Source organism: Pseudomonas sp. NFPP04 (genome assembly GCF_900113815.1).
Taxonomy (GTDB): Bacteria; Pseudomonadota; Gammaproteobacteria; order Pseudomonadales; family Pseudomonadaceae; genus Aquipseudomonas; species Aquipseudomonas extremorientalis.
This window is the reverse complement of sequence record NZ_FOQS01000018.1, coordinates 87,123-104,027: the sequence shown is the minus strand read 5'-3', so window position 1 is coordinate 104,027 and position 16,905 is coordinate 87,123. Positions and strand designations below refer to the sequence as shown.

Genomic DNA, 16,905 nt, shown 5'->3' with positions numbered 1-16,905 from the left:
CCAATTTTTTTCGCTTACCACACTGCGATCGTTGAATCCGTCCTTGGCTCCGTTCCGCCGCACAATACACCACTGACCGGATCACGCAGGATGATCTGGCCACGCCCGTAGTCGGTGAGGTCGCTGGCGATCTGCACCTGGTGCCCGCGTCGCGCCAGGGCATTGGCCAGGTCACTAGAGGCACCGTGTTCGATGCCGACCTTCATGTCGCCCAGCCATTGCCAGCGCGGCGCGTCCAGGGCCGCTTGCGGGTTGAGGCCGAAGTCCACCAGGTTCATCACCATCTGCACATGGCCCTGGGGTTGCATGTAGCCGCCCATCACGCCGAATGGCCCGAGGGCCTGCCCGTCCTTGGTGAGGAAGCCGGGAATAATGGTGTGGAAGGTTTTCTTGCCCGGTGCCAGGCAGTTGGCGTGACTTGGGTCGAGGCTGAATTCCTGCCCACGGTTCTGCAGGGCGATGCCGCTGTCGGGCAGCACCACGCCGGAGCCGAAGCCGTGGTAGTTGCTCTGGATGAACGAGACCATATTGCCCTCGGCATCCGCCGTGGCCAGGTACACCGTGCCGCTGGCATGGGGGTCGCCGGGCTTGGGCGGCTGCGCCTGTTCGCCGATCTGCCCACGGCGGCGGGTGCTGTAGGCATCGCTGAGCAGGTCGGCGACGGCCACGCGCATGTGCAACGGGTCGGTGATGTGGTGCAGGCCGTCGCTGTAGGCGAGTTTCATCGCCTCCAACTGGCGGTGCCAGGTCTGCTGGCTGTCGCGGTGATCGAAGCTGAAGCCTTCAAGGATTTTCAACGCCATCAGCGCCACCAGGCCCTGGCCGCTGGGCGGGATTTCCCAGACGTCCACCCCTCGGTAGTTGACGTGGATCGGGTCCACCCATTGGGCGCGATAATCCTGGAGGTCGCTGGCGCGCAGGTAACCGCCACTGGCCCTGGAATGCGCATCCAGGCGTTCGGCCAGGGCACCGCGATACAAGCTTTCGCAACGGGTAGCGGCGAGTTCTTCCAAGGTACGTGCCTGGGCCGGGTTGCGGAATATCTCACCCGCCCGGGGCGCACGGCCGTCGATCAGGAACGTGTCGAACCAGGCGTCCAGGACCGGGTCACGATGGGGGCCGAATTCATCCAGCGCGGCCTGCCAGAGCTGGGCGATCACCGGCGACAACGGGAAGCCGTCACGCGCCAGGCTGATGGCGGGCTGCAGCAACTCGGCAAACGGCAACTTGCCGAAGCGCTCGGACAGCTCGGCCCAGGCCGAGGGGCAACCGGGCACGGTGACCGGGGTCCAGCCATACAGCGGCATCCGGTCGTGCCCCGCCGCCTTGACCGCCTCGATACTCAAGGCCGCCGGCGCGTGGCCATTGCCGTTCAGGCCGTGCAACCGGCCCTTGCACCAGACCAGCGCGAACGCATCGCCGCCCAGGCCACAGCCGGTGGGCTCCACCACCGTCAGCGCGGCCGCCGTGGCAATCGCCGCATCAATGGCGTTACCGCCCTGTTGCATGATCTGGATACCGGCCTGGGCCGCCAGGGGCTGGGACGCCGCAACCATGCCGCGACGGGCAAACACGCTTTGGCGCTGCGAGGGATAGGGGTACTCGTGAGCAGAAAATTTCAACATGGCTAAGACTCGTCAACACAGGGTGATGGAAAGACTCACAACACACGACTGAGAAAGGCCCGGGTACGGGGATGGCTGGGGCGGCTGAAAATCTGTTCCGGCGGCCCTTGTTCGATGAGTTCGCCCTGGTCGAGCACCACCACGCGGTCGGCCACTTCACGGGCAAAGCCCATTTCGTGGGTGACCACCACCATGGTCATGCCCTCCTCGGCCAGCTCCTTCATCACCTGCAGCACCTCGCCGACGGTTTCCGGGTCGAGGGCGCTGGTGGGTTCGTCGAACAGCATGGCCTGGGGTTTCATCGCCAGGGCGCGGGCAATCGCCACCCGCTGCTGCTGGCCGCCGGAGAGCATCGACGGGTAATGGCTGGCCTTGTCCGCCAGGCCGACCCGCGCCAGCAATCCACGGGCTTGCTCCAAGGCTTCGGCGCGCGGTATGCCGAGCACCTGGATCGGCGCTTCGATGATGTTTTCCAGCGCGGTCATGTGGGGGAACAGGTTGAAACGCTGGAACACCATGCCGATGTCGCGGCGTTGGCGCGCGATGTTGCGCTCCGAATCGCGTACCAGGCTGCCATCGCTGCGCTCGCGATAGCCCATGGCACGACCGTTGACGCGGATGCGCCCACTCTGGATGTCTTCCAGCAGGTTGATGCAGCGGATAAAGGTGGTCTTGCCCGAGCCGGAGGCGCCGATCAGCACCACCACTTCGCCGCGCCGCACTTGCAGGGAGATGCCCTTGAGGATCTGCAGGGTGCCGAACGACTTGTGGATGTCCAGCGCCTCGATGATCAGTTCTTCACTCTGGTGCGCCATGGTTATCGTCCCCTCAGCAGTTTCAAGGTGCTGCGCCCGAACATGCGGCTGGACGCCGGTGGCGGCGCGGATGGCCGGTCGGACTGGCCAAAGCGCGCCTCCAGCCAGCGCTGGAAAAAGCCCCACAGCGTGGTAAGCATCAAAAAGTAAATCGCGACCACCAGGTACAACTCGAACACGCGGAACGTCGCCGAGGTGACCATCTGCGTGCTGAGCAGCAACTCCTGCACGCCGATCACGCTGACCAGGGTGGTGTTCTTGAGCATCACGTTGAACTCATTGCCCAGCGGCGGCACGATCACGCGGAACGCCTGGGGCAGCACGATGCGCCGCATCAGCTTGGCAAAGCCCATGCCCAGGGAACGCCCGGCTTCGTATTGGCCCTTGTCCACCGCGCCGATGCCGGCGCGGATGATCTCGGCCATGTACGCGCCTTCGTTCAAGCCCAGCGCGATGATCGCCGCCTGGATATTGCCGGGGATGACCAGGCCGAACAGCGCGATGTCCTCGAAACGGAAAATCCCGCCCGCCGCCAGCGCGGTGTACAGGAATACGATCTGCACCAGCAGCGGCGTACCGCGCATCAGCCACACATAAAAGCGTACCGGCAAGTGCAACAGCGGGTTCTTCGACAAGCGCAGCAGCGCCGCCGCCAACCCCAGCACGCAGCCCAGCAGCATCGCCGACACCGCGATCAGGCAGGTCAGCCACAGCCCGGTGAGGTACACCCCGCTCGGCTGCAACAGGTACTGCCAGAACACATCCCAATTGAAATTCATCGCCGGTGTGCCTCAGTCGAGTGTGTCGCTGCTGACATGCCACTTGTTCAGCAACTGGACGTAGCTGCCGTCGCTGCGCATGTCGCTGATCACCTGCTGCACGGCCGCGGTGAGTTGCGGGTCGTCCTTGCGCATGCCCAAACCGGTGAGGATGCGGCTGAACGCTGGCACGCCTTCCTGGAACAGGTCCGGGGCCATGGCGGCGTAATAGCCGGCCGTTTCCACGGTGGTACCGTAGGCGTCGACCTGGCTGATGCGCAGGGCCTGGAAGGCGTCGGTGTCGGTGTTGTACACCACCAGTTTCATCGGCGGTTTGCCGGCCTTGGCCAGGCTGTCGTTCTGCGCGTCCAGCAGGGTCTTGATGGTGGAGCCGTTGAGCACCGCGACCTTGTGTCCGGACAAGTCATCCAGGGTCTTGATGCCCTTGGGGTTGCCCTTGGGCACCACCACCGATTGGCTGGAATACATGTAGTTGACGATGTCGATCACCTGGCGTCGCTCAGGCTTGTCGAACAGTTGGTCGACGATCATGTCGCACTGCTGGGCGAGCAATGCCGGCACCAGGCCAGAGAACGGAATCACTCGCCACTGCACCTGCTTGTCGCCCAGGCGCCTGGCGATCTCCAGGCCCAGGTCGATGGTGAGCCCGCGGGGTTTCTGTGCTTCATCGAAGGACACCAGGGGCGGTGAATCCATCCCCGAGCAGTAGATGAGTTTGTCGACGTTCTTCAGGCGCTCCGGCACCTGGGGCGCGGCAACGGCCCATTGGGTACAGAGGCCGAGGGAGACAGCCACCAGCAAGGCGCGGTGTTTATGCATGACCAGACACTCCAGTTCGTTGATTAACGGGGCAGGACTCAACGTCAACACACAGCAGGTGTTTCTTATTGTTGTTCGGTTTGCAGGAACTGGATCAGTGCCGGCACGGTGCCTTCGATGTGTTCGCGCACCACGGCCTCGGCGCGGGCGGCGTCACCGGCACGGATCGCGTCGAGGATCACCGCGTGTTCCTGGCGGGCACTGAGGGGTTTTTCGCCGTGCTGCAACCACAGGCGCATGGGCGCTTCGACCAGTGAGTACAGCGCCGAAATCTGCTTCATCAGGCGTGGGCGGCCACTGAGGCTGCACAGGTATTCGTGGAAAGCGCGGTGCCGGCTGACCCAGGCGGCACTGTCATCGCGGTAGTCGTCCATCGCATCGAGCAAGCGCTCCAGCGCGGCCAACTGGCGCTCGCCGATACGCCCCACCGCGACGCGCACCGCCAGGCCTTCGAGGGCGCTGCGCATTTCGAACACTTCGTGCAGTTCATCGATATCCAGGCCGCTGACGATGGCGCCGCGATTGGGCCGCAAGGTCACCAGGCCCTGGGCGTCCAGGCGGCGAAAGGCTTCGCGCACCGGCATGCGGCTCATGCCGATTTCGCTGGCGATATCTTCGGCGATCAGACGGTCGCCTTTGCGGTAGCGGCCGCCGCAAATGGCATCGAGCAGGAAGTTGTAGGCCTCCTCCTCGGCGGTGAGGGGCTGGCGGTCAACGTAAGCGGGGGCAAATTGCATCGGCAGCACCTTTTGAATTTTTGTATCCAATTATCCATGGATACGAAAAAGCAGGAAGCGTGCCAAATCACGGCGCTATGACCCAAGCGCTTGATTCAAATGAAATAGGCCCATTGCATCAGCGGAAACCGTGAAGGGATCGTGCACAAGCTTGCTACCTGACCGCTCAGAAAACGCCCGCTCAGTGGGCAGAAGTAACAACTCAGAGCATGCCCACCTCGCATTCATGACGATGACCGCCGGCGAACGGCAACACGCGGCCGGTCACTGTGGCCATTGCTCAAGCAGTATCGAGACGAATTTTTCCGCCGCTGGCGAAAGCGAGGACCCTCGGCGGTAAACCAGGCCCAAAGAGCGGTTCACCACGGGCTCGATCAATGGAACGCTGACCAGGGTGGGATGATCATCAGCCGGCATGGCCAGGCTTGGCATCGCCGAAACCCCCAGGCCGGCCTCCACCAGGCCCAGTGAAGTCGAAAGGTGCTGGACTTCATAGAACCATTGCGGCCGCCAACTCAAGCCCGATAGAGCGTGGTCGAGCAGCATGCGGTTGCCGCTCAAACGCCCTACCCCGATAAGGCGGTAATCGCTCAATTCAGACCAGGTGACCGAACTGCGCCCTGCCAGCTCGTGATCACGCCGGCACGCCAATACAAAGGGCTCACTGACCAATGGCACGAACTCAATGTCCGGATGCTGGCCACTCATCATGTTGATACCGAAGTCGGCTTCCCCGCGCAGCACCGCTTCAAGCCCCTCATTCGCACTCAAATCCAGCAGACGGATCCGGATTTTCGGGTAGCGCTCGTTGTACAGACGGATCACTGAAGGCAGGAAATAGAACGCGGCGGTAGGGATACACGCCAGGGTTACACGGCCGATCTGGCGTTCGGCCAGTTCACGGATATTAAGAATCGACTCGTCGAAGTCATCCAGCAACCGGCGCGCCTTGGGAAGAAAGTCACGCCCGACGCTGGTAAGGCTGACTTTGCGGGTGGTGCGATCCAGCAACGCCGTGCCCAGCCCCTCTTCGAGTTTTTTTATCCGCCGGCTGAGTGCAGGTTGAGACAGATGCAAAGCATCGGCCGCTTCGTGAAAGCTACCCAATTCGGCGATTTTCACGAAAGATCGGATGTCATTCAGCTCATAGTCCATGTCCAGTCTCGTCAGCCAAGGAAATTGGGAAGTCGTTTGGCGCACATTTACCATTCGCCAAACGCAATAATAACGTCAATTTTTGCATTGGAAACATTTTTCAAAGCTTGAGACTCTTGCTCACAGAGCATCAATTACCTCGATTGATCAACAAGAGTCAGTATTATGCAAAGAATCCCCTGTGTGCTGATGCGCGGTGGTACCTCCAAAGGTCCGGTTTTTCTCGACTGGGATTTGCCGTCGTCCATCGAGGCCCGCGACGAACTGCTACTCAACCTGATGGGCTCCGGTCATGAACTGGAGATCGACGGAATCGGTGGTGGCAGCCCGCAAACCAGCAAGGTTGCGATTGTCAGCCCTTCGCTGCACCCGGATGCGGACGTCGATTACTTGTTTGTCCAAGTGATGGTGTCTCAGCGCAGAGTCGACAGCGCACCCAATTGCGGCAACATGCTGTGTGCGGTTGGCCCATTCGCCATCGAACAGGGCCTGGTCAAAGCCACCCCCGGACGCACCCGCGTGCGCATTCGCAACGTCAACACCGGGACCTTCATCCATTCCCAGGTGTACACACCGGATGGCAAAGTCAGTTATGAGGGCGATACCGCCATTGATGGCGTGCCCGGTACTGCGGCGCCGGTGCAACTGACCTTCCTGGATGCAGCCGGCAGCAAGACGGGCAAGCTCTTTCCCACCGGCAACACGCAGGACGTCTTTGATGGCATTGCAGTGACCTGTATCGACATGGCGATGCCCATGGTGCTCGTCGAAGCCAGCCAACTGGGCAAGCGAGGCGATGAGAGCCCAGCGGAACTGGACGCCGATAAGGAGTTCCTGCGACGCCTGGAGACACTGCGGCTCCAGGCCGGCCTGGCCATGGGCCTGGGCGATGTCAGCGGCAAAGTGATTCCCAAGCCGGTCCTGGTCTCGCCCGCGAAAGCTGGCGGTACGATTCAGGTTCGCTATTTCATGCCGCACAACTGCCACCGCGCGCTTGCCATTACCGGCTCGATTGGTCTGGCCACCGCGTGCGTGATAGAAGGCAGCATCGTCGCGCAGATGCTTGGCGGGGTCAGCACGCCGCGTCGTGAAGCGGTGCGTATCGAACATCCAAGCGGCGGGATTGATGTCGTATTGTCCTACACCGGCAGCAATGGTGAGACAATTCAAGCGTCCGTCGTACGCACCGCGCGCAGGCTTTTCTCCGGTTACGTCTACGCCACTGAGTCACAGCGCCTCGCCGGATAATTCCGGCGGTCGTTGGCATTTTTGCATCCGCACAATTCTAAAAATGGGTGATGCCATGAAAGTTGTTAAATCGCTCTACTTCCAGATTCTCTGCGCCGTGGTGCTGGGCATTGTGGTCGGGCATTTCTGGGCTCAGCAGGCCATCGCGCTCAAGCCGTTGGGTGATGCGTTCATCAAGCTGATCAAGATGATGATTGCCCCCGTGGTGTTCTGCACCATCGTCACCGGCATCGCCGGAATGAGCGACAAACGCTCGCTCGGACGCCTGCTCAGCAAGACTATGCTGCTGTTTTTTGGCCTGACGGTGATCAGCCTGGTGATTGGCCTGGTGGCGGTGTATGTGTTCCAGCCGGGCGTCGGCATGAACATTGATCCCACCCAACTGAGCACCAAAGGCTTGGCCCAGTACACCGAGTCGGCGGCAAAGCTTGGGGTTGTGGAGTTCTTCATGCACATCATCCCCGAAACCTTCGTGGGTGCCTTCAGTAAGGGGGAAGTGCTGCCGGTGCTCTTTATTGCAGTGTTGTCCGGGTTTGCCTTGTCATCCCTGGGCGAACGTGGCAAGCCGGTACTCGACGTACTCGAAGCCGCTTCGCAGATGGTCTTCAAGATCTTCGCGTACCTGATGCGTTTTGCCCCGGTCGGTGCCTTCGGCGCCCTGGCGTTCACCGTGGGTCAGTACGGCATCACTTCGCTGGGTTCGCTGGCGAAGTTGATCATGACCTTGTACATCGCCTGCGGCTTCTTCGTGTTCGTGGTCCTGGGCAGCATTTGCCGTAGCAACGGCTTCAGCCTGTGGAAACTGTTGCGCTACTTTCGCGAAGAATTCCTGGTGGTGCTGGGCACGTCCTCCACGGAACCGGTCATGCCACGCATGCTGGAAAAACTCGAAGCGCTGGGCTGCAAAAAAGGCGTCGTAGGCCTGGTACTCCCCACCGGCTACTCGTTCAACCTGGACGGTACGGCCATTTACCTGTCGTTGGCGGCGATTTTCATCGCCCAGGCCTGCAACATTGACCTGAGCCTGACGCAAATCATCACCATGCTGGCGATCATGCTGCTGTCCTCCAAAGGTGCCGCCGGCGTGACGGGCAGCGGGTTCGTCGCGCTCGCCTCGACCTTGACGGTCATTCACGACATCCCGTTGGCCGGCCTGGCGCTGCTGATCGGGGTTGACCGCTTCATGTCCGAAGCGCGCGCCCTGACCAGCCTGGCCAGCAACGCCGTCGCGACGGTAGTGATTTCCCTATCTGAAAATGCCTGCCATCGCGAAACGCTGCACCGGATGCTCGACGCAAAACCCTCTGCGACGCCGGTAGAAGCCTGGGAAGACCTGAAAGTCCCCAAGCGCGTTTAACAATAACCGGGCAACGCCCCTCCCTGACTTGACCCCTCCTCCGCCAGGCGCCCTTGGCCGCCCGGCGGATCAGGGCGCGTGCGCCTCGGCGTCAGCCACTATTACGATAACAACAAGAGAATCGTCCTATGCTCGCTTTCCTTGGCCTGGCCATGGTGGTCGTATTCACCGTCCTCATCATGACGAAGCGTTTGTCGCCAATCGTCGCGCTTACCGTTGTACCTATCGTCTTCGCGGTGCTTGGCGGTTTCGGCGGCACCACCGGCAAGATGATGCTCGACGGCCTGAAAATGGTCGCCCCGTCTGCCGCCTTGCTGTTGTTTGCGATCCTGTTCTTCGGCTTGATGATCGACGCAGGCTTGTTCGACCCGCTGATCCGCAAGATCCTCAAGCGGGTCAATGGCGACCCGATGAAGATCGCGGTCGGCACTGCCCTGCTCTCGTTGCTGGTCGCACTCGACGGCGACGGCACCACGACCTACATGATCACCTGTGCGGCAATGCTGCCGCTGTATAAGCGCATCGGCATGAACCCGATGATCCTGGCGACCATTTCCATGCTGTCGCTGAGCATCATGAGCGGCATGACCCCCTGGGGCGGCCCCGCGACACGGGCTATCGCCGCGCTGGGCCTGGATGCCGGCGAATACTTCGTGCCGTTGCTGCCGACCATGATCGGCGGCGCCCTGTGGGTGATCTTCACCGCCTTCCTGCTGGGGCGCGCCGAGCGCAAGCGGATCGGCAACGTCCAACTGCAGAGCGGTGGCGGCGATTGCTATATCAACGCGATTCTTGAAGACACCCCCCACAAGCGTCCGAAACTGGCCTACGTTAACCTGGTGCTGGTCATTGCGGTGATGGCGGCCCTGGTGATGGGGTTGATGCACTCCGCGATCCTGTTCCTGATCGGCTTTGTGCTCGCGCTGATGATCAACTACCCGCAATTGGACATTCAGAAAGAACGCATACTGGCGCATTCGGGCAATGCCATGACCGTGGTGTTGCTGGTATTCGCCGCCGGGATCTTCGCCGGGATTTTTTCCGGCACAAAGATGGTGGACGCCCTGGCGCAGACCCTCGTCGACTGGATCCCGCCATCCTGGGGCCACCTGTTTCCATTGGTGGTGGCGATCACCAGCATGCCGCTGACGTTCGTGCTGTCCAATGACGCCTACTATTTTGGCGTGGTGCCGATCCTGGCCAATGCCGCCGCGGCGTATGGCATCGACCCGGTTGAAATCGCGCGCGCCTCGATCCTGGGGCAGCCCGTCCACCTCATGAGCCCGCTGGTGGCCTCGACCCTGTTGCTGGTGGGCATGGTCGATCGCGATATCGGCGACTTCCAGAAGGCCACCGTCAAATGGGCAGTGCTGACCTCGCTGGTCGTCACCGCGCTGGCCTTGTTGACCGGGGCCATCAGCCTGTTCACCTGATCCACCCACAACCTCTGCTGTCTTTCAGCGCGCCTCGCTCACGGGGCGCGTGTCGCTCTGCACCCCAAATAACAACAAAGAGTCATTTGCCATGAACCATGTGTATGCCCATCGGGCGTTGTTTTGCGCGTTTGCCCTGGTACCGGTCGCAAGTGCGAACGCCGAAGGTTTTATTGACGACAGCAAACTCAAGCTGCAACTGCGCAATGTGTATTTCAACGAGAACTTTCGCGACGAGCACGGCTTGAGTGCGCGAGCCGCCAGAACGGCAAAAAGCGAGCGTACCGAGTGGGCCCAGGGATTTCTGCTGGACTATCAGTCCGGATTCACGCCGGGCACCCTTGGCTTTGGTGTGGACGCCCTGGGGCTCTATGGCGTAAAGCTCGATTCGGGGCGCGGTCGCAGTGGCACCGGGCTCATGCCGGTGCATGACGATGGGCGAGCAGCCGACGAGTTCGCCAGCGCCGGCGCTACCGCGAAGGCCAGGTTCGCCAAAACCACCGTCAAGTACGGCACCTTGCTGCCCAAGACGCCGGTACTGATTTACAACGATGCACGCTTGTTGCCCCAGACCTACCAGGGCACCCAGGTCAGCAGCACCGACATCGACAACCTGACCGTCACCGGCGGGCACCTGGACCGCTTCAAGTTACGCGACTCCACCAACAGCGTGCCGATCGTGCCCGATGGCTACAGCGGGGAAAAATCGAGGGATTTCAACTACGCGGGGGCTGAGTACAAATGGGGCAAAAACCTTCGCTTGAGTTATTTCTATGGAGAGCTCGAGAACTTCTACCGACAGAATTTCGCCGGTATCCAGCACGACCTGCCACTGGCCGGTGGTGTGCTGACCAGCGACCTGCGCTACTTCAACAGTGTCGATAGCGGCTCTGCCTACGCAGGCAAAATCGACAACGACATGTTCAGCGGCCAGCTGTCCTACGTGATCGCAGGCCATACCGTCGGCGGCGGCTACCAGACCCTTCGCGGAGATGCCGGTCTGCCCTACATCAGCGGCGCCACCGTCTACTCGTTCAGCAACGCCGGCATCGGCAAATTCATCGAGGAGGACGAGAAGACCTGGATGCTCAACTACGGCTACAACTTCGCCGCCGTCGGCGTGCCCGGCCTGACCTTTTCAACGCGCTACCTGAGCGGCAATGACGGCAAGTCCGCAACCACCGTCAAGGAATGGGAGCGTGATACCGAGCTGGCCTACGTGGTGCAGGCCGGCACGTTCAAGGGGCTGGGGGTGCGCATGCGCAACTATGTCTATCGCTCTGAATTCTCCCGGGGCCGCGACAGCAACCGCCTTTACCTCACCTATGACATTGCCCTCTGGTAAGTCGACGATTGCGGCCCTTGCGGCCGCTTTCCTTAAGGTTCAGGTGAGGACATCCCAACATGCTGTTCAAGAACAAAGTACTGATCCTGGTGCTGTGGTTTACGGTGCTGGCACTGAGCACTGGCGCCAACCTGCTGGCAAGCGCAGCGCAGGAATATTCGGGGCCCTGATCAATTAGGTATAAAGGTTGTTCAGATTGAAAATGATGGCCTATTGGCACTTCTTGAAGGCGCACAGGTCAACAGTTCATCACTACCCACGTTAGTACGTCATCATGCACAGCTGGAAGAAAATATCGCTGACCGAGGGTCTGGAGCGGAGCCTGCCGGGGCACAAGGTCGATTGCGTTCTGATCAATGGCTGGACTGCTACCGTCTTTGTCAGGTCGCCAGAAACTGAATCAATGTTTTGCACCACGGGTATCAACCTGGCCAAGCTTGCAGACCGCTCGAGCGTGCAGCAGCTTGCGGACGAGATAACGTTTGAGATTGACATGTCCAGGAACAGGAGCGCCGGCTAGCGCTCCCCCTGCTTGATCATTCAATTTCGCTGCAACAGCGTGTTAGGCGCGACGCCGAACGCTTTGCGGAACGCATGGCTGAAGTGGGAGAAGTCAGAAAACCCGAAGTCCAGTGCGGCTTGCGAGATACTGCGCACCTGGCCGCGCTCGATCGCTTCACGGCTGGCATTCAGGCGTTCCCTCCAGATTTCTGCGGCGGGGGTTTTCTGGTGCCGCGCGAAGGCGCGCGTGACGGTGCGGGTCGACACATTGTGGGCTTGGGCGATGACCTCAATCGACAGGTCCGGCTCGGCCAGATGCCGTTGGATGTACTGCATGATGCGGCCGTAAAGATCCAGTTCCTGGTGAGTGGCCTTCAGGTCCTGGAGTTCCAGGCTGATCACCAGAAGATCGAGCAATGCCCCTGAATAGCGACTGGAGATGTGCTGATCCTGTAAGGATGCCGGCGTAATCGCTGCTTGGCGCAGCATTTCCCGCAAGGGAATCACGCCAGGCCGCCGATCATCCAGGACCATCGCGGTGTGCTCCGCAATACGCGGCAGGCGTTCGGTCAGCAATGCCCGCGGAATACGCACCAGGTGGTTTTCGGTACCACCGAGGCTGAATCGGAACGGTTGCGTTGCGTCATAAAGAAACAAATTGCCCGTTGCCAGGCTGGCTTTTCTTCCGCTCTGTTCGATCTGTCCATAACCGTTTCGGGCAAACCCCAACCATAGATCGTCGGCCGGACCGCTGCGCAGATGCTGCTCGGAACGCTCCCAGTAATGCAGGGGCGATGACAGGGAACAGAGATCGAGAGCGCCCACGGAATTGACCGCAAGAACGCCATCGAAACTGCTCTGGGACAGGGGTTTGCTATCGGCCGCCAGGCAATGGCGACAGACCACTTCTTTCCAGTAATCAAATCGACGTGGTGCAGCAACGGCAAGGGTCGAATACTGAGTGCTTGGATTCATGGCACTGACCTCGGTACAGCTATGCAGTATGAACTCGAAAAGGTGTTACCGGCTTTTCAGCGCTAGCAATTAACAGGCCAGGCACATTGACGCTCGCCCTCACGTACGCCTATCGGTTTCCTGCACTCAAGCGTGGCTTTCAACGCCCTCGTCGTCCCCAATAAGAGGCACAGAGGCCTGAGCTTTCGACACGGGCGCACCAACGCCGATCACCCGTGGAGTCCCCTCCGGCGTTGTCTCTTCCAACCAAACGGTTGTCTCGACGAACCAAGCGCCGCCTTGCCGTCACGCCTAATTTCCACCTCACAGCAGCTCACCCCCCCCCCCCGCTGATGAGGCACGCATGCATCGACACTGTTCACACCCTTCGGCTGATGCCTCCTGGCTCTTGCAGAGGCGCGACCTCGTGCCTGAAGAGTCGGCTTATTGGTTGATTGAGTGGGGGGCCATGAAGCTGCTGCGCCGACGACAGACCGCCAAGCGCGACCCGTCGCCCCAGCACTGATGCCCACCCGCAGGCCTGAACGAAAATAACGAGGAGCTCAACATGGAATCTGCAATCGACACACATCTCAAATGCCCACGCACCCTGTCTCGCCGTGTGCCCGAAGAGTACCAGCCCCCCTTTGCCATGTGGGTTGCACGCGCCGACGAGCAATTGGAACAGGTGGTGATGGCTTACTTCGGCGTGCAGTACCGAGGGGAAGCGCAGCGCGAAGCCGCGCTCCAGGCCATGCGTCACATCGTTGGCAGCTTCAGCCTCGTCGATGGCCCGCAGAACCATGACGTGACCCACCACACCGACAACAGCGGCTTCGATAACCTGATGGTGGTCGGCTACTGGAAAGACCCGGCAGCTCACTGCCGCTGGTCACGCTGCGCACCGGTCAACGACTGGTGGGCCTCCCAGGATCGCCTCGACGACGGGCTGGGCTATTTTCGTGAAATCAGCGCACCGCGCGCGGAACAGTTCGAGACGCTGTACGCCTTCCAGGACAATCTGCCCGGTGTCGGCGCAGTCATGGACAAGACCAGCGGCGAAATCGAAGAGCACGGTTACTGGGGCTCGATGCGCGACCGCTTTCCGATCTCCCAGACCGACTGGATGAAGCCTACCAGTGAGCTGCAAGTGATCAGCGGTGATCCTGCCAGGGGCGGACGGGTGGTGGTGCTGGGGCATGACAACCTCACGCTGATTCGTTCCGGCCAGGATTGGGCGAACGCCGAGGCGGATGAGCGCGCGCTGTACCTCGACGAAATTCTGCCAACCTTGCAGGACGGCATGGACTTCCTGCGTGACAACGGCCAGCCGTTGGGCTGCTACAGCAATCGGTTCGTGCGCAATATCGACCTGGACGGCAACTTTCTCGACATCAGCTACAACATCGGCCACTGGCGCTCGGTGGAAAAACTCGAGCGCTGGGCCGAATCCCACCCGACCCACCTGCGTATTTTCGTGACGTTCTTCCGCGTGGCCGCCGGTTTGAAAAAGTTGCGGCTGTACCACGAAGTGTCAGTGTCAGACGCCAACAGCCAGATCTTCGAGTACATCAACTGCCATCCGCACACCGGAATGCTGCGCGATGCCGCTGCCGCACAAGGAGAACGGCCATGAAAGTGAGTCGACTCGTGCTGGTGCTGGGGATGTTGCCATTTGCCAAAAGCCAGGCCCTTGAAGTCGCGCCGGGGGATTTCGAGCCGCTGCCCGCCGGGGCCGATGCGGTGCTGTTTTACTACCAGCACACCGACCGGTCCGAGCTGTATCAGAACGGCCATCGAACCTCGGACAACGCCAAGCTCAGCTCCGACGTAGGGATCCTGCGTTACATCCATGCCGTAGGCCTCGGCGAAAACCTTTCATGGGAACCGCAGATATTGCTGCCGTTCGGCTACATGAACGCCGCTGGCGATGTCGGCGCACTGGGCGATGCCCACGGCGTGGGCGACCCGATTCTCACCGCCCCGCTCAAGTGGACACTGCCCACCGCCAACAAAGATGTATTTGCCCTGGCCCCCTACCTGTACATCCCCGTGGGCAGCTACGACAAAAACGATGCCTTGAACCTGGGCGAGAATCGCTGGCGGGCGACGCTACAAGCAGCCTACATCCACCACTTCTCAGCGCAGTGGGCATTGGACACCGTAGCAGACGTGTCCTGGGTTTCGACCAATCACGACTACGGCGCCAGCAGCGCAAAACTCGAAGAAAACACGCGCTACGAGTACCAGGCCGCCGTGCGCTACAACTGGACCCCAAGCACCACGTTCGCCCTCGGCGGAGGCTATGTCACCGGGGCCGCAACCAGCGTCGACGGCGTTGACCAGCACGATGGCGTATCGACGTCCTATGCACGTTTCACGGTCACGCACTTTATCGATCCAACCTTGCAGGTCCAGGCGCAGCTCGGCAGGGATATCGAGGTGGAGCAAGGCTTCAGGGAAGGTGCACGCCTGAATCTGCGCGTCTTGAAAGTGTTCTGAGTGGCGCTGTCCTTTTCAGCCAAATGCGTGTCCTGCTCAACCATGCGAACACAGTGATAGAGGCCTAATTTGGTGTCCATTGCTACCCGGACTGAATCGATAAAAAGACAGGAAAATCATGGCCATTACTCGTCCCACGCTTGATCAGCTGTTAGCCATTGCGGCCCAGTTGAACATGCAACTGACCCACGAACAGGCGGCGTCCTACCTGGACCTGATGCAACCGAGTTTCGATGCATACGACCTGGTCGACGAACTGTGTGATTTCGTTCCGCCGATACGTTACGAGCGCAGCTCAGGCTATCGTCCCTCGGCCAAGGAAAACCCGCTCAACGCGTGGTACTACCGGACTGAAGTAAATGGCGCCCGTAGCGGCCTGCTGGCCGGTAAAACCGTCGCGCTCAAAGACAACATCGCCCTGGCCGGCGTCCCGATGATGAACGGCGCCGCACCGCTGGAAGGGTTTGTGCCGGGCTTCGATGCCACCGTGGTCACGCGTTTGCTCGATGCCGGCGCGACCATCCTCGGCAAAGCCACTTGCGAGCACTACTGTCTGTCGGGCGGCAGCCATACCTCTGACCCAGCCCCGGTACACAACCCCCATCGCCACGGGTATGCCGCCGGCGGGTCTTCATCGGGCAGCGCGGCATTGGTCGCCACTGGTGAAGTCGACATCGCCGTGGGCGGCGATCAAGGCGGCTCCATCCGCATCCCGTCGGCCTTCTGCGGCACCTACGGCATGAAACCCACCCATGGCCTGGTGCCCTACACCGGCATCATGGCGATTGAAGCGACGATCGATCATGTCGGCCCCATTTCCGCCAACGTGCACGACAACGCGCTGATGCTGCAGGCCATGGCCGGTTCCGATGGCCTCGACCCACGCCAGGCGGCGCCCCAGGTCGATGACTATTGCAGTTACCTGGCGCGGGGCGTGAGCGGGCTCAGAATCGGCGTGTTGCAGGAGGGGTTCGCGCTGGCCAATCAGGACCCGCGCGTGGCGGACAAGGTGCGCGACGCTATCGCCCGTCTCGAAGCGTTGGGCGCCCATGTCGAGCCGGTGTCCGTTCCCGAACACAACCTGGCAGGTTCGTTGTGGCATCCCATCGGTTGCGAAGGCTTGACCATGCAGATGATGCACGGCAACGGCGCGGGCTTTAACTGGAAAGGCCTGTACGACGTCGGCCTGCTGGACAAACAGGCCGGTTGGCGCGACCAGGCGGACCAGTTATCCGCGTCGCTCAAGCTGTGCATGTTCGTCGGCCAGTACGGCCTGACCCACTACAACGGGCGGTATTACGCCAAGGCACAGAACCTCGCCCGCTTCGCCCGGCAAGGCTATGACAAGGCCTTGCAGAGCTATGACCTGCTGGTGATGCCGACCACGCCCATCACCGCCCAGCCCCACCCGCCAGCGGGCTGTTCGATCACTGAATACGTGGCGCGCGCCCTGGAAATGATCGGCAATACCGCGCCACAAGACATCACCGGGCATCCGGCCATGTCGATTCCCTGCGGCCTGGTGGACGGGCTGCCCGTCGGGCTGATGCTGGTCGCCAGGCACTACGGCGAAGGCACGATCTACCAGGCCGCAGCGGCGTTCGAAGCCACGGTGGACTGGCGCACGCTCTGAGC

Annotated in this window: 14 protein-coding genes; 7 read left to right on the top strand and 7 right to left on the bottom strand. The window is 61.1% G+C overall.

The window, feature by feature from the left end; all coding sequences use genetic code 11:
• Nucleotides 1–14: 14 nt before the first annotated feature.
• The 6 genes from BM017_RS27405 to BM017_RS27380 all read right to left on the bottom strand — a co-directional run bounded on the left by BM017_RS27405 (nucleotide 15) and on the right by BM017_RS27380 (nucleotide 5,930).
• A complete protein-coding gene (locus tag BM017_RS27405) occupies nucleotides 15–1,625 on the bottom strand; it encodes a gamma-glutamyltransferase family protein (RefSeq protein ID WP_092250447.1) in 1,611 nt (536 codons plus the stop codon).
• Between the two features lie 35 nt (nucleotides 1,626–1,660).
• Nucleotides 1,661–2,440 (bottom strand): amino acid ABC transporter ATP-binding protein, encoded by a 780-nt coding sequence (locus BM017_RS27400; protein WP_092250444.1) that lies wholly within the window; start codon nucleotides 2,438–2,440, stop codon nucleotides 1,661–1,663.
• Between the two features lie 2 nt (nucleotides 2,441–2,442).
• Nucleotides 2,443–3,219, bottom strand: coding sequence for an amino acid ABC transporter permease (locus BM017_RS27395; RefSeq protein ID WP_058426249.1), 777 nt, complete (start codon nucleotides 3,217–3,219; stop codon nucleotides 2,443–2,445).
• Between the two features lie 12 nt (nucleotides 3,220–3,231).
• A complete protein-coding gene (locus BM017_RS27390; RefSeq protein WP_071492170.1) occupies nucleotides 3,232–4,038 on the bottom strand; it encodes an ABC transporter substrate-binding protein in 807 nt (268 codons plus the stop codon).
• A 65-nt stretch (nucleotides 4,039–4,103) separates the two neighbouring features.
• The gene (locus BM017_RS27385; protein WP_071492171.1) at nucleotides 4,104–4,775 is read right to left on the bottom strand and encodes a GntR family transcriptional regulator; all 672 of its coding nucleotides are present in this window, start codon (nucleotides 4,773–4,775) and stop codon (nucleotides 4,104–4,106) included.
• A 264-nt stretch (nucleotides 4,776–5,039) separates the two neighbouring features.
• Nucleotides 5,040–5,930: a LysR family transcriptional regulator gene (locus BM017_RS27380; RefSeq protein ID WP_071492172.1), complete on the bottom strand. Its 891-nt coding sequence runs from the start codon at nucleotides 5,928–5,930 to the stop codon at nucleotides 5,040–5,042.
• Nucleotides 5,931–6,095: 165 nt separating this feature from the next.
• Here BM017_RS27380 and BM017_RS27375 point away from each other — a divergent pair, with 165 nt between their 5' ends.
• The 4 genes from BM017_RS27375 (at nucleotide 6,096) to BM017_RS27360 (ending at nucleotide 11,313) form a co-directional block, all read left to right on the top strand.
• Entirely contained in the window at nucleotides 6,096–7,178 is a 1,083-nt protein-coding gene (locus tag BM017_RS27375) for a 4-oxalomesaconate tautomerase (protein ID WP_071492173.1), read from the top strand.
• 43 nt (nucleotides 7,179–7,221) lie between these two features.
• On the top strand, nucleotides 7,222–8,535 hold the full coding sequence (locus BM017_RS27370) for a dicarboxylate/amino acid:cation symporter (RefSeq protein ID WP_092250441.1): 1,314 nt from the start codon (nucleotides 7,222–7,224) through the stop codon (nucleotides 8,533–8,535).
• A gap of 128 nt (nucleotides 8,536–8,663) precedes the next feature.
• Complete coding sequence (locus BM017_RS27365) at nucleotides 8,664–9,968, top strand: CitMHS family transporter (protein WP_092250438.1); 1,305 nt, start codon at nucleotides 8,664–8,666, stop codon at nucleotides 9,966–9,968.
• A gap of 91 nt (nucleotides 9,969–10,059) precedes the next feature.
• Nucleotides 10,060–11,313 carry an OprD family porin gene (locus BM017_RS27360; RefSeq protein WP_092250435.1) on the top strand — a complete coding sequence of 418 codons (1,254 nt, stop codon included), beginning with the start codon at nucleotides 10,060–10,062 and terminating at the stop codon, nucleotides 11,311–11,313.
• Between the two features lie 540 nt (nucleotides 11,314–11,853).
• Here the strand turns inward: BM017_RS27360 and BM017_RS27350 are convergent.
• A complete protein-coding gene (locus BM017_RS27350) occupies nucleotides 11,854–12,789 on the bottom strand; it encodes an AraC-like ligand-binding domain-containing protein (RefSeq protein ID WP_092250429.1) in 936 nt (311 codons plus the stop codon).
• Nucleotides 12,790–13,336: 547 nt separating this feature from the next.
• Between BM017_RS27350 and BM017_RS27345 the strand changes: the two genes are divergently transcribed.
• The 3 genes from BM017_RS27345 to BM017_RS27335 all read left to right on the top strand — a co-directional run bounded on the left by BM017_RS27345 (nucleotide 13,337) and on the right by BM017_RS27335 (nucleotide 16,903).
• The gene (locus BM017_RS27345) at nucleotides 13,337–14,404 is read left to right on the top strand and encodes an aliphatic aldoxime dehydratase (RefSeq protein WP_092250426.1); all 1,068 of its coding nucleotides are present in this window, start codon (nucleotides 13,337–13,339) and stop codon (nucleotides 14,402–14,404) included.
• Entirely contained in the window at nucleotides 14,401–15,270 is an 870-nt protein-coding gene (locus BM017_RS27340; RefSeq protein WP_092250424.1) for a transporter, read from the top strand. Before BM017_RS27345 ends, BM017_RS27340 begins: the two co-directional genes overlap by 4 nt.
• A gap of 118 nt (nucleotides 15,271–15,388) precedes the next feature.
• Complete coding sequence (locus BM017_RS27335; RefSeq protein WP_092250421.1) at nucleotides 15,389–16,903, top strand: amidase; 1,515 nt, start codon at nucleotides 15,389–15,391, stop codon at nucleotides 16,901–16,903.
• Nucleotides 16,904–16,905 lie beyond the last annotated feature (2 nt).